The following is an 18,997-nucleotide window of genomic DNA, read 5'->3' on the forward strand; positions in this document are numbered from 1 at the left end:
CCGTGTCCCCGCCCACCCGTACGATGACCGCCATGACGGCGAGCGACTCCGGCAGACGACTGATCGACGGCCGCTTCGAGCTGCTGGAACGACTGGGCGGCGGCGGCATGGGCCTGGTGTGGCGGGCCCGCGACACCGTTCTGCAGCGCGAGGTCGCCCTGAAGGAAGTACGCCCGCCCGAAACCGACTTGGCGGATGCCGACCCCGAGGCGGCGGCCAAGATGCGCGAGCGCGTGCTGCGCGAGGCCCGCGCGCTGGCCCGGGTGCACCACCCCAATGTCGCGACGATCCACCACATCGTGGACGAAGCGGACCTCCCGCACCCCTGGCTCGTGATGGAGCTGGTGACCGGCGGCTCCCTCCAGGACCGGCTGGCCCGCGGCCCGCTCACCCCGCCGGAGGCGGCCACGGTCGGCCGCGGCGTCCTGGCGGGGCTGCGCGCCGCGCACGCGGTCGGCGTCCACCACCGCGACGTGAAGCCCGCGAACGTGCTGCTGCGGCCCGACATGACTCCGGTGCTCACCGACTTCGGCATCGCCACGCTCCGCGACTCGACGCGGCTGACGACCACCGGCGGCCTGATCGGCTCGCCCGAGTACATCGCCCCCGAGCGCATCCGCGGGGAGGAGGGCAACCCCGCCTCCGACCTGTGGTCGCTGGGCATGCTGCTGTACGTCGCGGTGGAGGGCGTCCATCCGCTGCGCCGCGAGACCAGCATCGCCACGCTCGTCGCCGTCCTCGACGAGCCGTTGCCGCCCCCGGCGCGGTCGGGACCGCTGGCCCCCGTGCTCACCGCGCTGCTCGTCCGGGACGCCGCCGCGCGGCCCGGCGCCGACGCGCTCGACCGGATGCTCGCCGACGCGGAGCGCGGCGCTGCGCCCGCGCTCCTCCCCCCTGTGCTCCCCGCGCCCGGACCCGTGGACGCGGCGCCCCCCGGTTTCGGGCCCGCCCCGGCGTCGTACCGGCCCATGGCGCCCGAGCCGTACCACCCGCCGCAGCCCGCGACCCGGCCCACCCCGCTCCCCGCGGCCCCCCGCGCGGGGCGGGCCGGCCGGGTCCTGGCCGCCGCCACCGCGGTCGCGGCGGTGGGTGTCGCGGGCGTCCTGCTGTGGACCCTTCTCCCGCAGCTCCACGGCGACGGGGACGCCGGCGCCGCCGGGAAGGGCGGCACGGGCACACGGAAGAGCACGCGATCCTCCGGCGCCCCGAGCACGGCGGCGCCGAAGAACCTGCTCTCGGTGGCCGGGGGCCGCTCGATGGCGGACGTCGTCAAGTCGGTCTCGGGCGGCACCAAGGTGGTCGAACTCACCCTCTACGAGGACTACGCGAGCTTCAAGGCGCCCAAGAAGACGGACAAGACCGTCTTCGACAGCTACTCGTACAGCGACGGAAAACTCGAGGACGGGATCATCAAGGGCACCATCGACGCCGACGACACGGTCATCGACCTCAAGGCCGTCAACTGGGAGGCACTGCCGGCCCTGATGAGCCAGGCGGACACGGAGTGCACGGTCAAGCACCCGAAGACCAGCTACGCGGTCGTGAAGCCCGACATCATCAGCAACGAACCGTCCCTGTACTACTACCGAGTCGACAGCTACCGCACCTGCTTCCTCGAGGCCACCCTCGAGGGCGAAGTCACCAACGTCATAGACGAGAGCTGACCTCCCGGACGGGGGAACCGCATCGTGTTCGGGTGACCGGCCGGGCCCGCGACGGCCGGGTGCGTCCCGGCCCGGGCGCCCGCCCCGGCCCCGGCTACGGCCCCGGTCAGACGTCCACGAAGGCGCTGCCCGAGACCTCCACGCCCGCGGTCCCCGCGGATGCGTCGGCGAGCCAGGCCCGGAAGGCGGCCAGCTCCTCCTGCGGCACGCCCAGTTCGATGCGCACCTCCGCCGCGCCGTAGGCGACGCCGCGCACGGCGCGGCCGGCGGCGCGCAGGTCGTTCTCGATGCGCCCGGCCCGCTGGTGGCCGGCGACGACGGTGACCAGCGCGAGCTTCTGCCGCTCCACGGTGCCGACCTCGTCGAGGGCCGCCGAGACGGCGCCCCCGTAGGCGCGGACCAGGCCCCCCGCGCCGAGCTGGACGCCGCCGTAGTAGCGGGTGACGACGGCGACGACGTCCCTGACCTCGCGGCGCAGCAGCACCTGCAGCATGGGGGTGCCCGCGGTGCCGCCCGGTTCCCCGTCGTCGCTGGCCCTGTGGATCCGGCCCTCGGCGCCGATCACGTACGCGAAGCAGTTGTGCGTCGCCCCGGCGTGCTCCTTGCGGACACGGGCGATGAACTCCTGCGCCGCCTCCTCACCGGACACCGGCGCCAGCGCGCACAGGAACCGCGAGCGCTTGATCTCGCTCTCGTGGACGTGCTCGCGCCCGATCGTCAGATACCGCTCCACCACCCCGCCACCCTACGGGAACAGTCAGGTGCGTCCTCTGGTTGACTGCTGCGGACCGGATTGAGGGAGGACGACGTGCACGGAGACGACGCGGCGGTTCGGGAGATCCTGACCGGCCTCGGGGACACCTGGGCCGTGGTGGGACTGTCCAACAACGCCTCGCGGGCGGCGTACGGCGTCGCCGCGGTGCTGCAGCGCTACGGCAAGCGCGTGGTGCCGGTGCACCCGAAGGCCGAGACCGTCCACGGGGAGCAGGGCTACGCCTCGCTGGCCGACATCCCGTTCCCGGTCGACGTGGTGGACGTCTTCGTCAACTCCGACCTGGCCGGCCCCGTCGCGGACGAGGCCGTCGCGATCGGTGCGAAGGCGGTCTGGTACCAGCTCGGAGTGATCGACGAGGACGCGTACCGGCGCACCCGGGACGCGGGGCTGCTGATGGTCATGGACCGCTGCCCCGCGATCGAGATCCCCCGGCTCGGGTAGGCCCCCGGCCGCCGGGCGGGAAACCGGCCGCGTACGGTCCGGCCCCCTGTTGTAGCGTGCGCGCATGCCCGGTCCCGTACGCCCCGCCCGACCCGATGACGCCGCCGAGCTGGTACGGCTGCGGCGGCTGATGTTCCTGGCCATGAGCGGACGGGACGAGCCCGGTCCCTGGGAGGCGGCCGCCGAGGAGCGGGCGCGCGAACAGCTCGCCGTGGGCGGTGCGCGGTGGCTGGGGGCGTTCGTGGTGGACGGCGATCCGGCGGCCGCGGACGGCCCGCACCTCGCGGCGTGCGCGGTGGGCCGGATCGAGGAACGGCTGCCCGCCCCCGGGCACCCGGCGGGCCGGTTCGGCTTCGTCTTCAACGTCTGCACCGACACCCGCTACCGGGGCCTGGGGTACGCCCGGGCGACGACGGAGTCCCTGCTCGCGTGGTTCGCCGAACAGGGCGTGACCCGCGTCGATCTGCATGCGACCCCGGAGGCCGAGCCGCTGTACCGCAGCCTCGGCTTCGCCGAGCACTCGATCCCGCTGTCGCTGGACCTGTCCCAGCAGCCGGGCGGTGGCCCCGTCAGGGGGCGGGCGGCTCCGCGATGAGGGCCGTGCCGACCCGGCGGAAGCCGAGCCGGGCGTAGATCCGGGCGACGTCCTCGTCGCCGGCCGAGAGGAACACCGTGGTCAGCCCGCGTTCGCGGGCGTCGGCGACGAGCGCCCCGGTGACCGCGAGGGCCAGACCGCGCCGGCGGGCGCTGGGCAGGGTGCCGACGCCGACGATCTCGCAGACCGCGCCCACGGGGTTGTACTGGCCCGCGCACAGCGCGGTGCCGCCCTCGACGGCGGCGGCGTGCACGGTGAGCCCGGCCCGCACCCGTGCCTCCGCGGTCGCGACGAGACCGGGGGCCGCGTGCAGCGGGAGCGCGGCGGCGAGTTCCGCCCGGCCGGCGGTGCCGATGGCGGTGCCGGGCTGCGCGAAGGCCAGGTGCGGGACGGTGAGGGCGCTGGGCAGCGCCGGGTCGCCGGGCCCCAGCGTCCGTACGCCGACGCCCGCGGGGAGTTCCGGCGGCAGCGGGGGCGGGACGAGCGGATCGAGCACCATCAGCGGGTGCTCGTGCACGGCGAGGCCGGAGGCCAGCGCCGCCTCCCGCAGCCCGGGGCTGGTCTCCGCGATCCACTCGAAGCTCTCGGGCACGCCCAGCTCCCGCTGGCGGGCCCGGACCCGGTCCACGTCGGCCCGGCCGACGGGGCCGCCGTCCGCGGCCGGCGCGGGGCGGGCGTAGAAGGGCCAGCCGACGCCCTCGCGCACGAAGAGGGTGAGCGGGCCGTGCTCCTCGGCGCGCGCGCCCGCCCGGGGCACGGCGTCGTAGTAGCGCTCCAGGCGGTCCAGCAGTTCCGTCACGCGGGGAGTCCCAGCCCTTCCAGCAGTTCCGCACCGGGCAGCGACGCCAGCGCCTTGCCCGGCACGAGCAGCTTGCCGCGCCGCCGGCCGCTGCCGATGATCACGTAGGGGGTGTCCGCGACCGACGCGTCCACCAGCAGCGGCCAGGCGGCGGGCAGCCCGATCGGGGTGATGCCGCCGTACTCCATGCCGCTCTCGCCCACGGCGGTGTCCATCGGCGCGAACGAGGCTTTGCGGACCCCGAGATGACGCCGCACGAGGCCGTTCACATCGGCCCGCGTGGTGGCGAGGACGACGCAGGCGGCGAGCGTGACCTCCCCGCCGCGCTTGCCCGCGACGACCACGCAGTTCGCGGACTGCTCCAGGGCGACCCCGTACGTCTCGGCGAAGACGGCGGTGTCGGCCTTCTCCGGGTCGGTGTCGACGAGCAGCAGTTCCTCGACCGGCACCTGCCCGCTCCACGCCGTGAGCGCGGCGGCGACGGGGGCCGGCAGCAGGTCGAGCCGTTCCACGGCGGGGTGGACGTCGGTGAAGGTGCCGATGGGTGCGCGCATGTCCGGCACGCTAACAAATCCACGGAGCCGGCGGCGGGCCGTCTCGGGGAGGCGTGAGCGGGGCGGCGGTCGCCTCGGTTGCGCCGGCCCGTGCCGTTTCGGCAACCTGGGGACGTGGGAGCCACGAGGAAAGAGGTGCTGGACGCGGTCGGGCCCCGGCTGCGCGAGCTGCGGCGCCGGCGCGGCATGACCCTGGCCGAACTGGCCGAGCGGACCGGGATCAACGAGAGCACCCTGTCCCGTCTGGAGGGCGGCGGGCGAAAGCCGACCCTGGAGTTGCTGCTGACCCTGGCGGAGGTCCACGCGGTGCCGCTCGACGAGCTCGTCGGCGCGCCCCGCACCGGAGATCCCCGTATCCACCTGCGCCCGGTCACCCGCGACGGCCTGACGTACGTGCCGCTGAGCAGACCGGGCGGGATCCAGGCGCACAAGCTGCTGATCCCGCCGCAGCCGGGCACGGAGCCCGAGTTGAAGACCCACGAGGGCTTCGAATGGGTCTACGTCCTCGCCGGCCGGCTGCTGCTGCTCCTCGGCGACCGGCGCGTGGTCCTGAAGCCGGGCGAGGCCGCGGAGTTCGACACCCACGTCCCGCACTGGCTCGGTCCCGACGGCGAGGACCCCGTCGAACTGCTCGTCCTGTTCGGGCGGCAGGGCGAGCGGGCCCATCTGCGGGCCCGCACCGCCTGAGACCGGCGCGCCCGCGGGTCACCTCCCCGGCAGCGGGTCCACACCGTGCGCCCGCGTACCGAGCACGCGCCGCGTCACCTCCGCCTCCATCCCCGCGCCGAACACCTCGGCGTCACCGGCCCGGCGGGACCGGGCCGCCGCGCGGGCGTCGTCCGCCAGCAGGTCCATGACGATGGCCGCCGCCGCTGTCGTGCCGGCCGCCGCGGCTGCCGGGACACCCGCCGTCAGGTCGCCGACGTTCCCCGCGGCCCACACGCCGTCGACGCCGGTGAAGCCCGAGGCGTCCACGGTGAGCTGCTCCCCGAAGCCCGCCGGATGCTCCCGCACGGCCAGGCCGAGGCCGCCGAGGAAGGACGCCCGGGCCGTCAAGCGCGGGGCCACCGCGAGCACGCGGACGGGCACCGTGCGCCCGGAGGTGAGGCGCACCCCCGCCAGCCGGCCCGCGTCGTCGGTCGCCAGGCCGCTCACGGCGCCCTCCACGACCCCGACGCCCAGCCCGGCGAGCTGTTCCCACTGATCGTCCGTCAGATCCGTGCCCGGGTGCAGGAACAGCGTCACGTCCTCGGACAACTGCCGGAACAGCAGCGCCTGGTGGAAGCTGCCCAGCACCCCGACCGCGGTGTCGCGGACCTCCCAGCCGTGGCAGAACACGCAGTGCACCACGTCCCTGCCCCATCGCTCCGCCAGGCCGGGCACGTCCGGCAGTTCGTCGACCAGACCGGAGGCCACCAGGACCCGCCGGGCCGCCGTGCGCCGTCCGTCCGCGCACTCGACCAGGAAGCGGCCGCCCTCGCGGTGGATCGCCGTGACGCGTCCGGCGACGACGCGGCCGCCGTAGGCGGCGACCTCGTCCCGCCCCTTCCGCAGCAGTTCCAGGGGGGCGATGCCGTCGCGTCCCAGCAGTCCGTGTGCCGCGGCGGCGGGGGCGTTGCGGGGCTCGCCCGCGTCGATCACCAGCACCGGCCGCCGTACCCGTGCCAGGGTCAGCGCGCCGGACAGTCCGGCGGCGCCTCCCCCGACGACCACCACGTCCCACACGCCGCCCGGTGCGTCGATCGCGTTGCCGCCGATGTCGCTGTTGTTCTCGTCCATGGCGGCACGATCACTCCGGCCGCCGGCGGGAGGCAACATTCCATGCCGTTTCGGCAAGATGCGCCGCGCGCGCCGCCCGCCCGGCCGGTCAGGCCTCGGAGGCGAGCTTCTCCTCCAGCCCCGCGATGAGTTCGGGCTCCAGACCCGCGAGCGCGGCCAGCTGCTGATGGGTCGCCCCGGCGGGGACGGGACGCGGCGCGGGTGTCCGCAGCGGCGGCTCCCATCCCCGCTCGGGCGTCCAGCGCCGGACCACCCGGGCCGGAGCGCCCGCCACCACCGAGTGGTCGGGGACCTCGCCCCGCACGATGGCGCCCGCCGCGACGACGACGTTCCGCCCGATCCGGGCCCCCGGCAGGATCACCGCGCCCGCGCCGAGCCAGCTCCCCGAGCCGATCTCGACGGGCGCCGAGCGCGGCCACTGGCGGCCGATGGGCTCGTGCGGATCGTCGTAGGAGTGGTTGTCGCTGGTGACGTACACGTACGGCCCGCAGTAGACGTCGTCGCCGAAGACGACCGGCCGGGAGGCGATGACGTGGCTGCCGCGGCCGAGGACGACGCCGTTGCCGAGCCGGACGACGGGATCGGGCCCGAGGTCGAGGCCGGGCATCATCCCGGCGGTGAGGGTGACCTGTTCGCCGATGATGCAGCACTCGCCGAGGTGGATCCACCGCTCGCCGAAGATCGTGCCCTGCGGGAACGCCAGCCGGGTGCCCGCGCCGATCCGGCCGAAGCGCAGCGGGCCGGGGCGGTCCGCGGAGACGGAACCCGCGTTCTGGGCCCACCGCCAGGCGCGGTGCACCACTCGCGAGACGGCACGGCGGCGCCAGGCCGCCGCGGAGGAGAACAGGTTCTCGTTTTTCGGCACCCGCTCACCGTACCGAGGGGGCGGGGGCGCGGCCGGGCGATCAGATGTGATGTGCGCCGCGTTCCGTCCACGCGACGGCGACCTGTGCGGCCAGGCGGACGTTGCCGCGGACGGCGGCCAGGTTCGCCTCCAGGCTGGCGCCGCCGGTGTGCTCCACGAGGTGCCCGAGGAGGAACGGCGTGACGGCCTGCCCGGTGACGCCCTCGCGTTCGGCGGCGGCCAGCGCCTCCGCGAGGACCCGGTCGTGCAGGGCCGGGTCGAGCTGCTCGTGCTCCGGCACGGGGTTGGCGAGGATCACCGCGGACGGCGGGCCGTCGAGGTCGTCCTGGGCGGCCATGACGCAGGCGGCCTCGTCGGGCGTGCGGACCGTCCAGTCCACGGGCTGCCCGGAGCCGCTGAGGTAGAAGCCGGGGAACTCCGTCGTCCCGTAGCCCACGACCGTGACGCCCAGGGTCTCCAGGCGCTGCAGGGTGGCGGGCACGTCCAGGATCGACTTCACCCCGGCGCAGACGACGGTGATCCGGGTCCCGGCGAGCAGCCGCAGGTCGGCGGATTCGTCCTGCTCGTCGGTCCAGCCGCGGTGCACGCCGCCCAGTCCGCCGGTGGCGAAGACCCGCAGCCCGGCACGGGCGGCGAGGTAGGCGGTGGCCGAGACGGTGGTGGCGCCGCTCGCCCCGGTGGCGACCGCGACGGGCAGGTCGCGGTGGCCGAGCTTGCGCATCCCCTCGTCGCCGGCGATGCGCTCCAGGCCCTTGCCGTCGAGCCCGATGCGGGGCACGCCGTCCAGCACGGCGATGGTCGCGGGGACGGCGCCGGCCTCGCGCACGGCGGCCTCCAGCTCCAGCGCCACCGCGTGGTTGCGGGGGCGGGGCAGGCCGTGGGAGATGATCGTCGACTCGAGGGCGACGATCGGGGCTCCCGTTTCCAGCGCGATGATCACGTCATCGGAGAACTTCAGCACGATCTACGCGCTACCCGCCACGCGATCGGCGCAATCACCGGACTACGGTGATCCCCATGACGGAGAGAGCCTTGATCGCGGACGTCGCCGGACGCGCGCCCCGGCTGGACCCCGCCGCCTTCACCGCGCCGACCTCGGTGGTGCTGGGCGACGTGACGATGGCGGCCGGCGCGAGCGCCTGGTACCACGCGGTGCTGCGCGGCGACTGCGAGTCGATCAGCGTCGGCGAGGGCAGCAACATCCAGGACAACTCCACGGTGCACGCCGATCCCGGGTTCCCCGCGGTGATCGGCGCGGGCGTCACGGTGGGGCACAACGCGGTGCTGCACGGCTGCGTCGTCGAGGACGACGTGCTGGTCGGCATGGGCGCCACCGTCCTGAACGGCGCGCACATCGGCACCGGCTCGCTCGTCGCGGCGGGCGCGCTCGTCCCCCAGGGCATGCGGGTGCCCCCGGGGTCGCTGGTGGCGGGCGTGCCGGCGAAGGTGCGCCGCCAGCTCACGGCGGAGGAGCGCGAGATGGTGCGGATCAACGCCGAGCACTACGTCCGGCTGGCCGACGTCCACCGGGCGGCCTTCGCCCGGGACTGACCGCCCCGGGCCCGGCCGCTCAGTCGGCGGCGGTCGCCGCCACGGCGTCCGCCTCGGGCGCGGCCGCCTCGTGGGCCTTCGCGGCGGCCTTGGCCCGGCGGCGTACGACGAGGAACGAGCCGAGGCCGATCAGGACGGCGGCCACCAGGCCGAGCCAGGAGAAGCGCTTGAGCCACGGCTCGGCGACGATGCCCACGTAGTAGATGACGACCGTGGTGCCGCCGGCCCACACGATGCCGCCGAGGACGTTGGCGGTGAGGAACTTCCAGTACGGCATCTTCAGCACGCCCGACAGCGGGCCGGCGAAGATCCGCAGCAGCGCCACGAAGCGCCCGAAGAACACCGCCCACATGCCCCAGCGCGTGAACGACGCCTCGGCGGTCGCAATGTGCGCCGCCGAGAAGTGCTTGGGGAAGCGCCTGCCCAGGCGGTCCAGCAGGGGCCGGCCGCCGCGGCGGCCGATGGCGTAGCCGATCGAGTCGCCCACGATCGCGCCGACCGAGGCGCAGACGCCGACCACCCAGGGGTCCACATGCCCCTGGGAGGCGAGCAGAGCCGAGCTGACGAGGATGATCTCGCCCGGCAGCGGGATGCCCAGGCTCTCCAGGCCGATCACGAGGCCCACCAGCAGGTAGACGCTGACCGGCGGGATCGTGCCGAGCCACTCCTGGACGTGCAAGGCCGCTTCCTCCCCCTAGGGCGGTCGGATGTGAGGACGCGCGCACGTGCGCGCGTCGTTGCAGCGTAGCCGACGTGCGGGCCGGCCCGTCGCCGTCGCCCGGGGCCAGGGGCTCAGCCCTGCGCCGTGACGAGGGTCCCGTCCGCGAGCAGGAACGCCCCGCAGGCGGAGCAGAGCCCCGCGAGGACGGCGAGCACCCCCGGCCGCAGGATCACCGACGAGGAGCGTGCCGCCTCGGTGCCGCGTTGCCGCCGTCGGAGCACCAGTGCCCGGGTGCCGGCGTACAGGCCGGCGCAACCGGCGATCAGGTACGACATTTGGGCGGCCCGCCGGGCTCTCGGGTCTCCGTGAGCCCGGCGGCCACGGCCGGGGCAAGGAGCCGGAACCGTTCCGGCCGCGCGAAGACCACAAGATCCACGATCTTCGAACCGAACAGGCTGGGCATCACCGGCAGTTGCACCAGGGGCGCCGAACGCGTCAGGGGTCAGCCGTTGGGGCGCAGGGTCCAGACGATGCTCATCTCGCCCGTCACGGCGCCGTCCTCGCGCCGGATGGCGACGGTGACGGGGAACTCCGGGCGCTCGCCCCTGTCGAGTTCGGCGATGACGTCGGCCGCGGGGCGGCCGAGCCGGGCGGTGGCGGTGACCGGGCCCATGGCGAGCTTCCTGTAGCCGATCTCGGCGCGCACGGCGAGGGGTACGGCCTGGGAGAGCCGGTCGGCGAAGGCCGCGAGGACGACGGCGCCGCTGGCGGTCTCGGCCAGGGTGAACATCGCGCCGGCGTGGGGGCCGCCGACGTGGTTGTGATAGGCGGGCCGGTCGGGGAGGCGGACCACGGCGTGCTCCGCGGTGGTCTCCAGGAACTCGATGCTGAGGGTGGCGGCCATCGGCACGGTGGCCGCCATGAGTTCGCCTATCTGCGGCTGGTTCTCGGGCATGGAACGGATGTTACCAGCAAGTAATCAACGCTTCCGTGGAACCTCGGCGGCTCAGCCCCTAGTGTTTCGAGCCATGTGGCCAGGACAGCAGGAACCGGGGGGACCGCAGTACCCGCAGCAGCCCCCGCAGAACCAGCCCCCGTGGGGGCATCAGCAGCCCTCCCCGTACCAGCCGCAGCAGCACCCCGCCTACCAGCAGCCTCCGCAGACGTGGGGGCCGCCGCCCGGGCCGGGCGGGCCGCCGAAGCCGCCCGGGGGCCGGCGGGGCGCGGTCGTCGCGGTGTCGGTGGTGGCGGCGGTCGCGGTGGTCGCCGCCGGCGCGCTGGTCGCCGTGAAACTCACCGGGGACGACGGGGACCCGCAGGCCGGCCCGTCCACCGGCGGCTCGCCGGTCGCCTCGTCGAGCGCGCCGGCATCCACCACCCCCACGCCGTCCGCCACCGTGAGCGAGGAGGGCCCCGGCCCCGACGACGCCCGCGGGAACCCGGGCGAGGACACGATCAAGCCCGTGGTGCCCGGCTGGCAGACCGTCGTGCGCAGTGACATGGGCGTCGCCTACGACCTCCCCAAGGACTGGACGGCCAAGGCACCGGGCCTGCTCATCGGCTACGAGTGGGACGGCAACCGGGTGGTCACCGGCGGCGCGGCCGTCCTCGACGAGAAGTGGTGCGGCACCGACGAACGCGGACTGGCCGGCGTCAAGGGCGGCAAGGGCGCCAAGAGCCTGAAGACCGAGGCAGTCAACGAGGCCTACAACTGGGCGTACGGCAAGTACAAGAAGGAGGGCGGCACCAAGCTCACCGAGTCCGCGCCGCGCGCCTACACCAACGCCCAGGGCCTGCACGGCTGGATCGCCTCCACGCGCGCGACCGGGATGAAGGGGAAGTGCGCGGCCGACGGCACCTCGTACAGCTTCACCTTCCTCGGCAAGGACAAGGAGGTCCGTTCCTGGGTGCTGCTCGTGGACAGCGGCTACGCGGGCGCGACCGACGCCGCGACGGTGGCGAGAATCCGCGACAGCGTCCGGCTGGTCGGCTGAGGCCCCCGCTCCGGCCGGGGCCGCGGCCCCGGCCCGGGCCCGCCCCGGTCACCGGCCGGAAACCGGTTTGCCAAGGACCGGGCGAGCGACGATAGTCCCCGGGTGAAACGCAACATCTCGCACCGGCCGCACTTCCCGGACTGGGCCGGCCGCAACTTCCGGCTCCTCGCCGCCGCCGCCTTCGTGACCGGGCTCGGCGCCTCGGGCGCCGTCGTCGCGTCGGCGTTCGCCGTGCTGCAGGCGGGCGGCGGCGGCACGGAGATCGGAGTGGTGGCCGCCGCGCGGACGGTGCCGCTGGTCGTCTTCCTGCTCATCGGCGGCGCGGTCGCGGACCGGCTGCCGCGGCACCGGGTCATGGTCGCGGCCAACTGCCTCAACACCGTCTCACAGGGGCTGTTCGCGGTCCTGGTGCTGACCGGACGGGCCGAGATCTGGCACATGGCGGTGCTCTCCGCACTCGGCGGCACCGGGCAGGCCTTCTTCGCCCCCGCCAACGAGGGCATGCTGCTGTCGACCGTCGACTCCACTCACGCGGCCCGCGCGTTCGCGGTGTTCCGGCTCGGCGTCAACGGGGCGAACGTCGGCGGTGCCGCGCTCGCCGGAGCCCTGGTCGCCCTCGCGGGACCCGGCTGGGTGCTGGCGGTGGACGCGGCGTGCTTCGCGGTGGCGGCGGGACTGCGTTCCCTGCTGCGGGTGTCCCCGGCGGCGCTGCGCGACCGGGCGGAACACCGCGGCGGCGGTCTGCTGGGCGATCTGCGCGACGGCTGGCGGGAGTTCGCCTCACGGCGCTGGCTGTGGGGCATCGTGGTGCAGTTCTCCGTGGTCAACGCCGTGTTCACGGCCGCCGACGCGGTGTACGGGCCGCTCGTCGCCCGCGAGCACCTCGGCGGAGCCGGGCCGTGGGGCGCCGCCCTGGCCGCCTTCGGCGCCGGGAACCTGCTGGGCGGGCTGCTGATGCTCCGCTGGCGGCCGCGCCGCATCCTGCTCGCCGGGGTGCTCTGCGTCTTCCCGTTCTCGCTGCCCGCCGCCGCGCTGGCCCTGGCGGTCCCGGTGCCGCTGCTGGCCTGCGCGATGCTGGTGGCGGGCATGTCGATCGAGGTGTTCGGCGTGGCCTGGATGATGGCGCTGCACCAGGAGATCCCCGAGGACAAGCTCTCCCGCGTCGCGGCCTACGACTGGTTCGGCTCGGTCTCCATGATGCCGATCGGCACGGCCCTGGCCGGCCCGGCCGCGGACGCCTTCGGCCTGTACGGGGCGCTGTGGGGCTGCGCGGGACTGACGGTGCTGCTGACCGGCGCGGTGCTCACCGTGCCCGAGGTGCGGCGGCTGCGGCGCGTGGACGACACCGGGGGCGGCCGGACGGTCGCCCAGGGCGGTCAGCCGACGCCGAAGGAGCCGTCGGGCGGGATCGGCGAGGGCACCGCGTCCCTGTCGTAGACCGGCCGCGCACCCCGTCCGAACACCTCCAGTGCGTCGCCGTCCACCACCCGTGCGGGGAAGACGTCCGACGCGGTGCGCCGGGCGATCCGGTCCACGGGCAGCGGGGCGCGGCTCGCGGCGAGCACGGCGTTGCCGAAGCGGCGGCCGCGCAGCACCCCGGGCTCGGCGATCAGGCACACCTCGCCGAACAGCTCGCGCAGGCCCGCGATCTGCGGCCGCAGGAAGTCGAAGGGCGCCGAGTCCGCGAGGTTCGCCAGGTACAGCCCGCCGGGGCGCAGGACACGGGCCGCCTCGGCGACGAACTCGTACGAGGTCAGGTGCGCCGGCACCCGGGAACCGCCGAAGACGTCCGCCACGACGGCGTCCGCCGACGCGTCCGGGGCGCCCTCCAGCCAGGCGCGGGCGTCGTCCGTCGTGATCGCCACGCCGTCCCCGCCGCGCCCGAGCGGGAGCCGCACGGCCACCAGCGCCGCCAGCGCCCGGTCGGCCTCCACGACCCGCTGCCGCGAACCGGGCCGGGTGGCGGCGGTGTAGCGGGGCAGCGTCAGAGCGCCGCCGCCCAGGTGGACGACGTCCAGCGGCGCGCCCTCGGGCGCGGCCTCGTCCAGCACGTACGCGAGCCGCCGGACGTACTCGAACTCCAGGTGGGTGGGGTCGTCGAGGTCCACGTACGACTGCGGGGCCCCGTCGACCGTGAGCAGCCAGCCCGCGGGCCGGTCCACGTCGGGCAGCAGCCTGGCCGCGCCGAAGTCCACGTCCTGGGTCACGGGTATGCGTCCGTCGTCCTCCACGCGGTGATTCTCCCAGCACACGCGGGGGTCCGGGGGCGGAACCCCGGACCCCCGCGCTCGGGCGGCCCGGCTCAGCGGGCCCGGCTCAGCGGGCCCGGCTCAGCGAGCGCTGCTCAGCGGGCCCGGCTCAGCGAGCGCTGCTCAGCGGGCCCGGCTCACTCGGCGAGCGCCGTCACCGTGCCCGCGCCGACGGTGCGGCCGCCCTCGCGGATCGCGAAGCCGAGCCCCGGCTCCAGCGGCACCGCCCGGCCCAGCTCGACCGTCATCTCGACGGTCGCCCCCGGCAGGGCCGCCCCCGCCCCGCCCAGGTCCACGTCGCCGACGACGTCGGCGGTGCGGACGTAGAACTGCGGCCGGTACCCGCTGGCGATCCCGGTGCGCCGCCCGCCCTCGGCGGCCGGCAGCAGGTAGACCCGGGCCCGGAAGCGGCGGCTCGGCGTGACGCTGCCCGGCGCGGCCACCACGTGGCCCCGGCGGACGGTGTCCCGGGCCACGCCGCGCAGCAGCAGCGCCACGTTGTCACCGGCCTGGGCCTCCTCCATCGGCTTGCCGAAGGTCTCCACACCGGTCACCACGCTCGCCGTGTCCGCGCCGAGCACCTCCACGCGGTCGCCGACCCGGATCGTGCCCCGCTCCACGGCGCCGGTGACGACCGTGCCGCGCCCGGTGATGGTCAGCACGTTCTCGACCGGCAGCAGGAACGGGGCGTCGGTGTAGCGGTGGGGCATCGGCACATGGGTGTCGACCGCGTCGAGCAGCGCCTCGATCGCCGCCGTCCACCGCGGGTCGCCCTCCAGCGCCCGCAGCCCCGACACCCGTACGACCGGCAGCGTCTCGCCCGGGTAGCCCTGGGCGGACAGCAGCTCGCGCACCTCTAGTTCGACCAGGTCGATGAGCTCGGGGTCGCCGGCGTCGGCCTTGTTGAGCGCCACGACGATGTGCTCGACGCCGACCTGGCGGGCCAGCAGCACGTGCTCCGCGGTCTGCGGCATGACGCCGTCGAGGGCCGAGACGACGAGGATCGCCCCGTCGAGCTGGGCCGCGCCGGTGATCATGTTCTTCACGTAGTCGGCGTGTCCCGGCATGTCGACGTGCGCGTAGTGCCGGGTGTCCGTCTCGTACTCGACGTGCGCGATGGTGATCGTGATCCCGCGCGCGGCCTCCTCCGGGGCCTTGTCGATCCGGTCGAACGGCACGAACGCGGCGGAGCCGCGGGCGCTGAGCACCTTGGTGATGGCGGCGGTCAGCGTGGTCTTGCCGTGGTCGACGTGACCCATGGTCCCGATGTTGAGGTGCGGCTTGGTGCGCACATACGCCTGCTTGGGCATGCTGCTTCCTCGGTAAGTCGATTCATCGCCTTGCGTGCGGGACCCCTGGACCGCGCCGACCCTCCCCCTGCGGGGTCCGCCGGACTGTCCGGGAAGGGTCAGATTCGGGCGCCGTCGAACGCGTCGGCCGAGAAAGCCGGTGCCGGGGCAGCCCGCAGCGCGTCCGCGACTGCGGACGTATCTGCGCTGAGGGCGTACCGGAACATGCCGTCGATGATCGGGCACACCACAGCCGCTGGTCGAACGATTTTCCGGCGGGACGTGCTCCGGCCCGGTGAACCGCGCGTCCGCGATGCTCCGGTGCCACCCGGCGCCGGCCGAGGGCGAGTCGGGCCCGCCCTACGGCATCGGGCCCATGGAGGACGACGAGGCGAAGACCGGCCCGGTGGTCTTCGGCGGGTTCGCCGACGCCCTGCTCGGGGACGCCCGGGCGCCCTGGGCGCAGGGCGACCCATGGGACGTCGCGCTGCGGGAGAAGGCCGGCGAAAAGGCCCGCTTCATGCCCCGCCGGCGCGGGCGAGGACGTAGACGCGCCGGGTCTGCGCCTCCTGCGGGTACGGGGCCCGCTCCATCCTCGCCTCGATCTCGAACCCGGCCCCGGTCAGCGCCCCGGAGACCGTCGCGGCGTCGTGGAAGTGGAAGTCGACGTCGACCTCGTGCCCCCACCACTGCGTCACCCGCCGGGTCTCCTCCCCGGTGTGGAAGGCCACCAGCGCCCGGCCGGAGGGCCGCAGCACGCGCCGCATCTCGCCGAAGGCGGCGCCCAGTTCACCCGGCGTCAGGTGGATCACCGAGTACAGGGCGGCGACCGCCCCGAACTCGCCGTCCGCCGCGGGGAGACGCAGCAGGTCGCCCTCGCGGAAGTCCGCCCCGGGGTGCTCGCGGCGGGCGAGCGCGACCATCCCCGGCGACAGGTCGATCCCGACGGCCCGCACCCCGCGCGCTGCGAGCCACACGGTGACGTGGCCGGGGCCGCAGCCCAGGTCCGCCACCGGCGCGCCGTCCGCGGCCTGTTCGGCGAGGGCGGCCAGCAGGGCCCGGTCCAGGGGCTTGTGGGCCAGCTCGCCGCCGACGCGCTCCCGGTACTCCTCGGCCACGGTGTCGTAGCTGCGGCGCAGACGGCCGCGCCCGCCGGTCTCGTTCACAGGTGCTTGCCCGCCTCCCGCACCGACAGCGGTGACAGCCGCTCCCCCGCCTCGGCGAGGAACGCCCGAACGGCGCCGGGATCGGTGCGGGCGTACTCGCGCAGGGCCCAGCCGATCGCCTTGCGGACGAAGAAGTCCCGGTGGTCCGCCTGCCGCAGGCAGTAGCGGAACAGCCGCCCGGGATCGGTGTCCGCCTTGTACGTCAACTGGTGCAGCAGCGCGGTGCGGGCGAGCCAGAGGTCCTCGTCCTCGATCCACTCGTCCATCGCGCCCACCAGGGCGGGGTCGGCGGCGACGAGCCGTCCGACGACGTGCGCGGCGAGCAGGTCGACGGTGTCCCACCACGGTTCCGTCGTGATCAGGTGCCGGGCCGTGGCGAGGAAGTCCGAGGAGCAGCGACCCACGTGGCGGCGCAGGTAGTCGACGGCGAAGTAGCGGTACTCCCGTTCGGGGAGCGCCCAGCAACGCAGGCCGACGGCCGTGCAGTCGGCCTCGTCGGGCCGCGGTGTGCCGGTGAGCACGGCGCGGGACAGGGTACGCCTGGCGAGCGTGGGGATGCCGAGGAACGGGAACGCGTCCCGCATGTACGCCGCCGCCGAGGCCGCCCGCTCCGGATCGGCGGCGGCGCCGTACGCCGAGGTCAGACGCGGCAGCACGAGGTCCGCGAGGGCGCTGTCCGGCACGACCGGGGCGTCAGGGGCCATGGCCCTACGGTACGCGGCGGCACCGGAGCGACATCTCCTCCGCTAGGCTCGCGGGATGTCCGAGGTCACCACCCTCTCGCGCCCGCGCCCGGCGTCGTGGGCCCGGCTGGCGCTGCTGGTCGTCCTCCTGTCCGGGGCTGCCGCCTCGGTGCTCGTCTGGGAGCCGCAGCGGCTGCTCGCGCACGGCTGGCCCGCCCAACTCACGGGCGCCGCCGCCGTGGTGCTCTTCGCCGCGGGCTACGGGCTCTGCGCCCTCGCCTTCGTGCCGCGCCCGCTGCTCAACGTCGGCGCCGGGGCGCTCTTCGGCGCCCAGGCGGGACTGCCGGCGGCCCTCGCCGGCACGGTGCTCGGCGCCGGTCTCGCCTTCGTGCTGGGCCGCATCCTCGGGCGGGACGCGCTGCGTCCGCTGCTGCGAGGACGGGTGCTGCTCGCCGCGGACCGCCAGCTCAGCGTGCACGGCTTCCGCACGATGCTGGCGATGCGGCTCTTCCCCGGCGTGCCCTTCGCGGCGGCCAACTACAGCGCCTCGCTCTCGCGGATGCGCCTCGCGCCCTTCCTGCTGGCCACGGCGCTGGGCAGCGTGCCGAACACGGGGGCCTACGTCATCGCCGGCAGCCGCGCCGCGACGCCGACGTCACCGGTCTTCCTCGTCGCGATGGGCTTCATCGCGGTCACCGGCCTCGCCGCCGTCGTCGTCGCCGCCCGCACCCGCCGCAGGCGGTGACCCCGGGCTGGGAGGCTCCGCCTCCCAGCAGGGAGGGAGCCGGTCGTGGCACCGGTGCCGCCCCCCGGCCCATGATCGGCACGCGGACTCCGGCGCGGGGCACTCCGGCGCGGGCCGGCACCCGGCCGGACGGATCCCCGCACATCCGTCGTCGCCGAGGAGTTGCGCTGTGCACCGGACGTTCTTCATCACCGCCGTCGGCAGCGGCCTGGGCCGCGCCTTCGCCCAGGAGGCGCTGGGCGCCGGGCACCGGGTGATCGGCACCGTCCGCAGGCCGGACCAGGTCGCCGGGTTCGAGGCCCTCGCCCCCGGCCGCGCCACCGGCAGGGTCCTGGACGTCACCGACGAGGACGCCGTCGTCTCGGTGGTCGACGAGGCCGAGCGGAACATCGGCCCCATCGAGGTGCTGATCAGCAACGCCGGCTACGGCCTGGAGGGGACCGTCGAGGAGTCCTCCATGGACGACCTGCGGCACCAGTTCGACGTCAACGTCTTCGGCAGCGTCGCGGTCATCAAGGCCGTGCTGCCCCACATGCGCCGGCGCCGCGGCGGCCACATCTTCTCGGTGTCGTCCATGGCGGGCCTGACCGCACTGCCCGGCGTCGCCTTCTACGGGGCGAGCAAGTTCGCCATGGAGGGCGTCGCCGCGTCCTTGGCCCAGGAGGTCGCGGGCTTCGGCATCCACGTCACCTCCCTGGCGCTCGGCTCGTTCCGTACCGACTGGGCCGGCCGCTCGATGGTCCGCGCGCCGCGCACCGTCCCCGACTACGACGCCCTCTTCGAGCCGATCCGCGCCGCCCGCCGTGCCAAGAGCGGCAAGCAGACCGGTGACCCGGCCCGCGCCGCCCGCGCCGTGCTCCGGGTCCTGGAGTCCGACGACCCGCCGCTCCACCTCGTTCTCGGCACCGACGCCCTGCGCCTGGTCGAGCAGGGGCAGCGGCGACTGACCGGCGACCTGGCCGCGTGGGCCGACGTGACGGCGTCCACCGACTTCCCCGCCGACGCCTGACCCGCCGAACCGCCGGCCGGCACCTCGGGCAATTTCACGGCTTTCCCGCGCCGGCCGCCGGCCTTTCGCCGGACAAAGAACGTGGCGTCGACGAGGGCCTTCTTTTCCACGAGAATGTCCGGCAGTTTCGGTGCGGTGCGCGCCGGGGCCCGCCGCCGAAGGTGAGCGCGGTATATCT

General features: G+C 75.0%; 22 protein-coding genes. 9 read left to right on the forward strand and 13 right to left on the reverse strand.

Features of this window, described 5'->3' with window-relative positions; translation table 11 throughout:
* Positions 1-32: 32 nt before the first annotated feature.
* Complete coding sequence (locus tag PV342_RS23665; protein ID WP_400808178.1) at positions 33-1,664, forward strand: serine/threonine-protein kinase; 1,632 nt, start codon at positions 33-35, stop codon at positions 1,662-1,664.
* 106 nt (positions 1,665-1,770) lie between these two features.
* Here the strand turns inward: PV342_RS23665 and PV342_RS23670 are convergent, their stop codons facing one another.
* On the reverse strand, positions 1,771-2,400 hold the full coding sequence (locus tag PV342_RS23670) for a YigZ family protein (RefSeq protein ID WP_018558556.1): 630 nt from the start codon (positions 2,398-2,400) through the stop codon (positions 1,771-1,773).
* Positions 2,401-2,472: 72 nt separating this feature from the next.
* On the opposite strand from PV342_RS23670, the gene PV342_RS23675 reads away from it, so the two are divergent.
* Positions 2,473-2,880 carry a CoA-binding protein gene (locus PV342_RS23675; RefSeq protein WP_400808176.1) on the forward strand — a complete coding sequence of 136 codons (408 nt, stop codon included), beginning with the start codon at positions 2,473-2,475 and terminating at the stop codon, positions 2,878-2,880.
* Between the two features lie 64 nt (positions 2,881-2,944).
* Complete coding sequence (locus tag PV342_RS23680) at positions 2,945-3,475, forward strand: GNAT family N-acetyltransferase (RefSeq protein WP_500318628.1); 531 nt, start codon at positions 2,945-2,947, stop codon at positions 3,473-3,475.
* Here the strand turns inward: PV342_RS23680 and PV342_RS23685 are convergent.
* Both PV342_RS23685 and PV342_RS23690 read right to left on the reverse strand, forming a co-directional pair.
* A complete protein-coding gene (locus PV342_RS23685; RefSeq protein WP_500318629.1) occupies positions 3,450-4,274 on the reverse strand; it encodes a GNAT family N-acetyltransferase in 825 nt (274 codons plus the stop codon). The two genes, PV342_RS23680 and PV342_RS23685, sit on opposite strands and share 26 nt — an antisense overlap.
* Positions 4,271-4,828 (reverse strand): YbaK/EbsC family protein, encoded by a 558-nt coding sequence (locus tag PV342_RS23690; protein ID WP_386991862.1) that lies wholly within the window; start codon positions 4,826-4,828, stop codon positions 4,271-4,273. Before PV342_RS23690 ends, PV342_RS23685 begins: the two co-directional genes overlap by 4 nt.
* A gap of 114 nt (positions 4,829-4,942) precedes the next feature.
* Here PV342_RS23690 and PV342_RS23695 point away from each other — a divergent pair, with 114 nt between their 5' ends.
* A complete protein-coding gene (locus tag PV342_RS23695) occupies positions 4,943-5,515 on the forward strand; it encodes a cupin domain-containing protein (RefSeq protein ID WP_361006967.1) in 573 nt (190 codons plus the stop codon).
* Between the two features lie 18 nt (positions 5,516-5,533).
* Here the strand turns inward: PV342_RS23695 and PV342_RS23700 are convergent, their stop codons facing one another.
* The 3 genes from PV342_RS23700 to PV342_RS23710 all read right to left on the reverse strand — a co-directional run bounded on the left by PV342_RS23700 (position 5,534) and on the right by PV342_RS23710 (position 8,433).
* Positions 5,534-6,607 (reverse strand): NAD(P)/FAD-dependent oxidoreductase, encoded by a 1,074-nt coding sequence (locus PV342_RS23700; protein WP_500318630.1) that lies wholly within the window; start codon positions 6,605-6,607, stop codon positions 5,534-5,536.
* Between the two features lie 88 nt (positions 6,608-6,695).
* Complete coding sequence (locus tag PV342_RS23705; protein ID WP_400808165.1) at positions 6,696-7,472, reverse strand: acyltransferase; 777 nt, start codon at positions 7,470-7,472, stop codon at positions 6,696-6,698.
* A 40-nt stretch (positions 7,473-7,512) separates the two neighbouring features.
* A complete protein-coding gene (locus tag PV342_RS23710; protein WP_419196523.1) occupies positions 7,513-8,433 on the reverse strand; it encodes a pseudouridine-5'-phosphate glycosidase in 921 nt (306 codons plus the stop codon).
* A 56-nt stretch (positions 8,434-8,489) separates the two neighbouring features.
* On the opposite strand from PV342_RS23710, the gene PV342_RS23715 reads away from it, so the two are divergent.
* Complete coding sequence (locus PV342_RS23715) at positions 8,490-9,023, forward strand: gamma carbonic anhydrase family protein (RefSeq protein ID WP_400808161.1); 534 nt, start codon at positions 8,490-8,492, stop codon at positions 9,021-9,023.
* 19 nt (positions 9,024-9,042) lie between these two features.
* On the opposite strand, the gene PV342_RS23720 is transcribed toward PV342_RS23715, so the two are convergent.
* The 3 genes from PV342_RS23720 to PV342_RS23730 all read right to left on the reverse strand — a co-directional run bounded on the left by PV342_RS23720 (position 9,043) and on the right by PV342_RS23730 (position 10,639).
* Entirely contained in the window at positions 9,043-9,702 is a 660-nt protein-coding gene (locus PV342_RS23720) for a DedA family protein (RefSeq protein WP_500318631.1), read from the reverse strand.
* Between the two features lie 113 nt (positions 9,703-9,815).
* Positions 9,816-10,019, reverse strand: coding sequence for a hypothetical protein (locus PV342_RS23725; RefSeq protein WP_500318632.1), 204 nt, complete (start codon positions 10,017-10,019; stop codon positions 9,816-9,818).
* Between the two features lie 167 nt (positions 10,020-10,186).
* The gene (locus tag PV342_RS23730; RefSeq protein ID WP_386991851.1) at positions 10,187-10,639 is read right to left on the reverse strand and encodes a DUF4442 domain-containing protein; all 453 of its coding nucleotides are present in this window, start codon (positions 10,637-10,639) and stop codon (positions 10,187-10,189) included.
* Positions 10,640-10,712: 73 nt separating this feature from the next.
* On the opposite strand from PV342_RS23730, the gene PV342_RS23735 reads away from it, so the two are divergent.
* Positions 10,713-11,678: a DUF8017 domain-containing protein gene (locus PV342_RS23735; protein ID WP_400808150.1), complete on the forward strand. Its 966-nt coding sequence runs from the start codon at positions 10,713-10,715 to the stop codon at positions 11,676-11,678.
* A gap of 102 nt (positions 11,679-11,780) precedes the next feature.
* Complete coding sequence (locus PV342_RS23740; RefSeq protein ID WP_400808149.1) at positions 11,781-13,115, forward strand: MFS transporter; 1,335 nt, start codon at positions 11,781-11,783, stop codon at positions 13,113-13,115.
* Here the strand turns inward: PV342_RS23740 and PV342_RS23745 are convergent.
* From PV342_RS23745 to PV342_RS23760, 4 genes are all read right to left on the reverse strand, one after another.
* Positions 13,055-13,909, reverse strand: coding sequence for a spermidine synthase (locus PV342_RS23745; protein ID WP_400808146.1), 855 nt, complete (start codon positions 13,907-13,909; stop codon positions 13,055-13,057). The genes PV342_RS23740 and PV342_RS23745 overlap by 61 nt on opposite strands.
* Positions 13,910-14,064: 155 nt before the next feature.
* Complete coding sequence (tuf, locus tag PV342_RS23750) at positions 14,065-15,237, reverse strand: elongation factor Tu (protein ID WP_386991844.1); 1,173 nt, start codon at positions 15,235-15,237, stop codon at positions 14,065-14,067.
* Between the two features lie 497 nt (positions 15,238-15,734).
* The gene (locus tag PV342_RS23755) at positions 15,735-16,382 is read right to left on the reverse strand and encodes a class I SAM-dependent methyltransferase (protein WP_500318633.1); all 648 of its coding nucleotides are present in this window, start codon (positions 16,380-16,382) and stop codon (positions 15,735-15,737) included.
* Positions 16,379-17,086, reverse strand: coding sequence for a DNA alkylation repair protein (locus PV342_RS23760; protein WP_500318634.1), 708 nt, complete (start codon positions 17,084-17,086; stop codon positions 16,379-16,381). Before PV342_RS23760 ends, PV342_RS23755 begins: the two co-directional genes overlap by 4 nt.
* Positions 17,087-17,141: 55 nt before the next feature.
* Here PV342_RS23760 and PV342_RS23765 point away from each other — a divergent pair, with 55 nt between their 5' ends.
* Together PV342_RS23765 and PV342_RS23770 are read left to right on the forward strand one after the other, a co-directional pair.
* Positions 17,142-17,810 carry a TVP38/TMEM64 family protein gene (locus PV342_RS23765; RefSeq protein ID WP_400808139.1) on the forward strand — a complete coding sequence of 223 codons (669 nt, stop codon included), beginning with the start codon at positions 17,142-17,144 and terminating at the stop codon, positions 17,808-17,810.
* 169 nt (positions 17,811-17,979) lie between these two features.
* Complete coding sequence (locus tag PV342_RS23770) at positions 17,980-18,819, forward strand: oxidoreductase (protein WP_500318635.1); 840 nt, start codon at positions 17,980-17,982, stop codon at positions 18,817-18,819.
* Positions 18,820-18,997 lie beyond the last annotated feature (178 nt).

Source organism: Streptomyces sp. PA03-3a, from assembly GCF_033792735.1.
In the GTDB taxonomy this organism is placed as follows: domain Bacteria; phylum Actinomycetota; class Actinomycetes; order Streptomycetales; family Streptomycetaceae; genus Actinacidiphila.

What these genes read in the sequence shown, in the direction of transcription:
- PV342_RS23665 (WP_400808178.1), top strand. Translation starts at nt 33, where the DNA reads ATGACGGCGAGCGACTCCGGCAGACGACTGATCGACGGCCGCTTCGAG.
- PV342_RS23680 (WP_500318628.1), top strand. Translation starts at nt 2,945, where the DNA reads ATGCCCGGTCCCGTACGCCCCGCCCGACCCGATGACGCCGCCGAGCTG.
- PV342_RS23690 (WP_386991862.1), bottom strand. Translation starts at nt 4,828, where the DNA reads ATGCGCGCACCCATCGGCACCTTCACCGACGTCCACCCCGCCGTGGAA.
- PV342_RS23700 (WP_500318630.1), bottom strand. Translation starts at nt 6,607, where the DNA reads ATGGACGAGAACAACAGCGACATCGGCGGCAACGCGATCGACGCACCG.
- PV342_RS23715 (WP_400808161.1), top strand. Translation starts at nt 8,490, where the DNA reads ATGACGGAGAGAGCCTTGATCGCGGACGTCGCCGGACGCGCGCCCCGG.
- PV342_RS23725 (WP_500318632.1), bottom strand. Translation starts at nt 10,019, where the DNA reads ATGTCGTACCTGATCGCCGGTTGCGCCGGCCTGTACGCCGGCACCCGG.
- PV342_RS23730 (WP_386991851.1), bottom strand. Translation starts at nt 10,639, where the DNA reads ATGCCCGAGAACCAGCCGCAGATAGGCGAACTCATGGCGGCCACCGTG.
- PV342_RS23735 (WP_400808150.1), top strand. Translation starts at nt 10,713, where the DNA reads ATGTGGCCAGGACAGCAGGAACCGGGGGGACCGCAGTACCCGCAGCAG.
- tuf (WP_386991844.1), bottom strand. Translation starts at nt 15,237, where the DNA reads ATGCCCAAGCAGGCGTATGTGCGCACCAAGCCGCACCTCAACATCGGG.
- PV342_RS23760 (WP_500318634.1), bottom strand. Translation starts at nt 17,086, where the DNA reads ATGGCCCCTGACGCCCCGGTCGTGCCGGACAGCGCCCTCGCGGACCTC.
- PV342_RS23765 (WP_400808139.1), top strand. Translation starts at nt 17,142, where the DNA reads ATGTCCGAGGTCACCACCCTCTCGCGCCCGCGCCCGGCGTCGTGGGCC.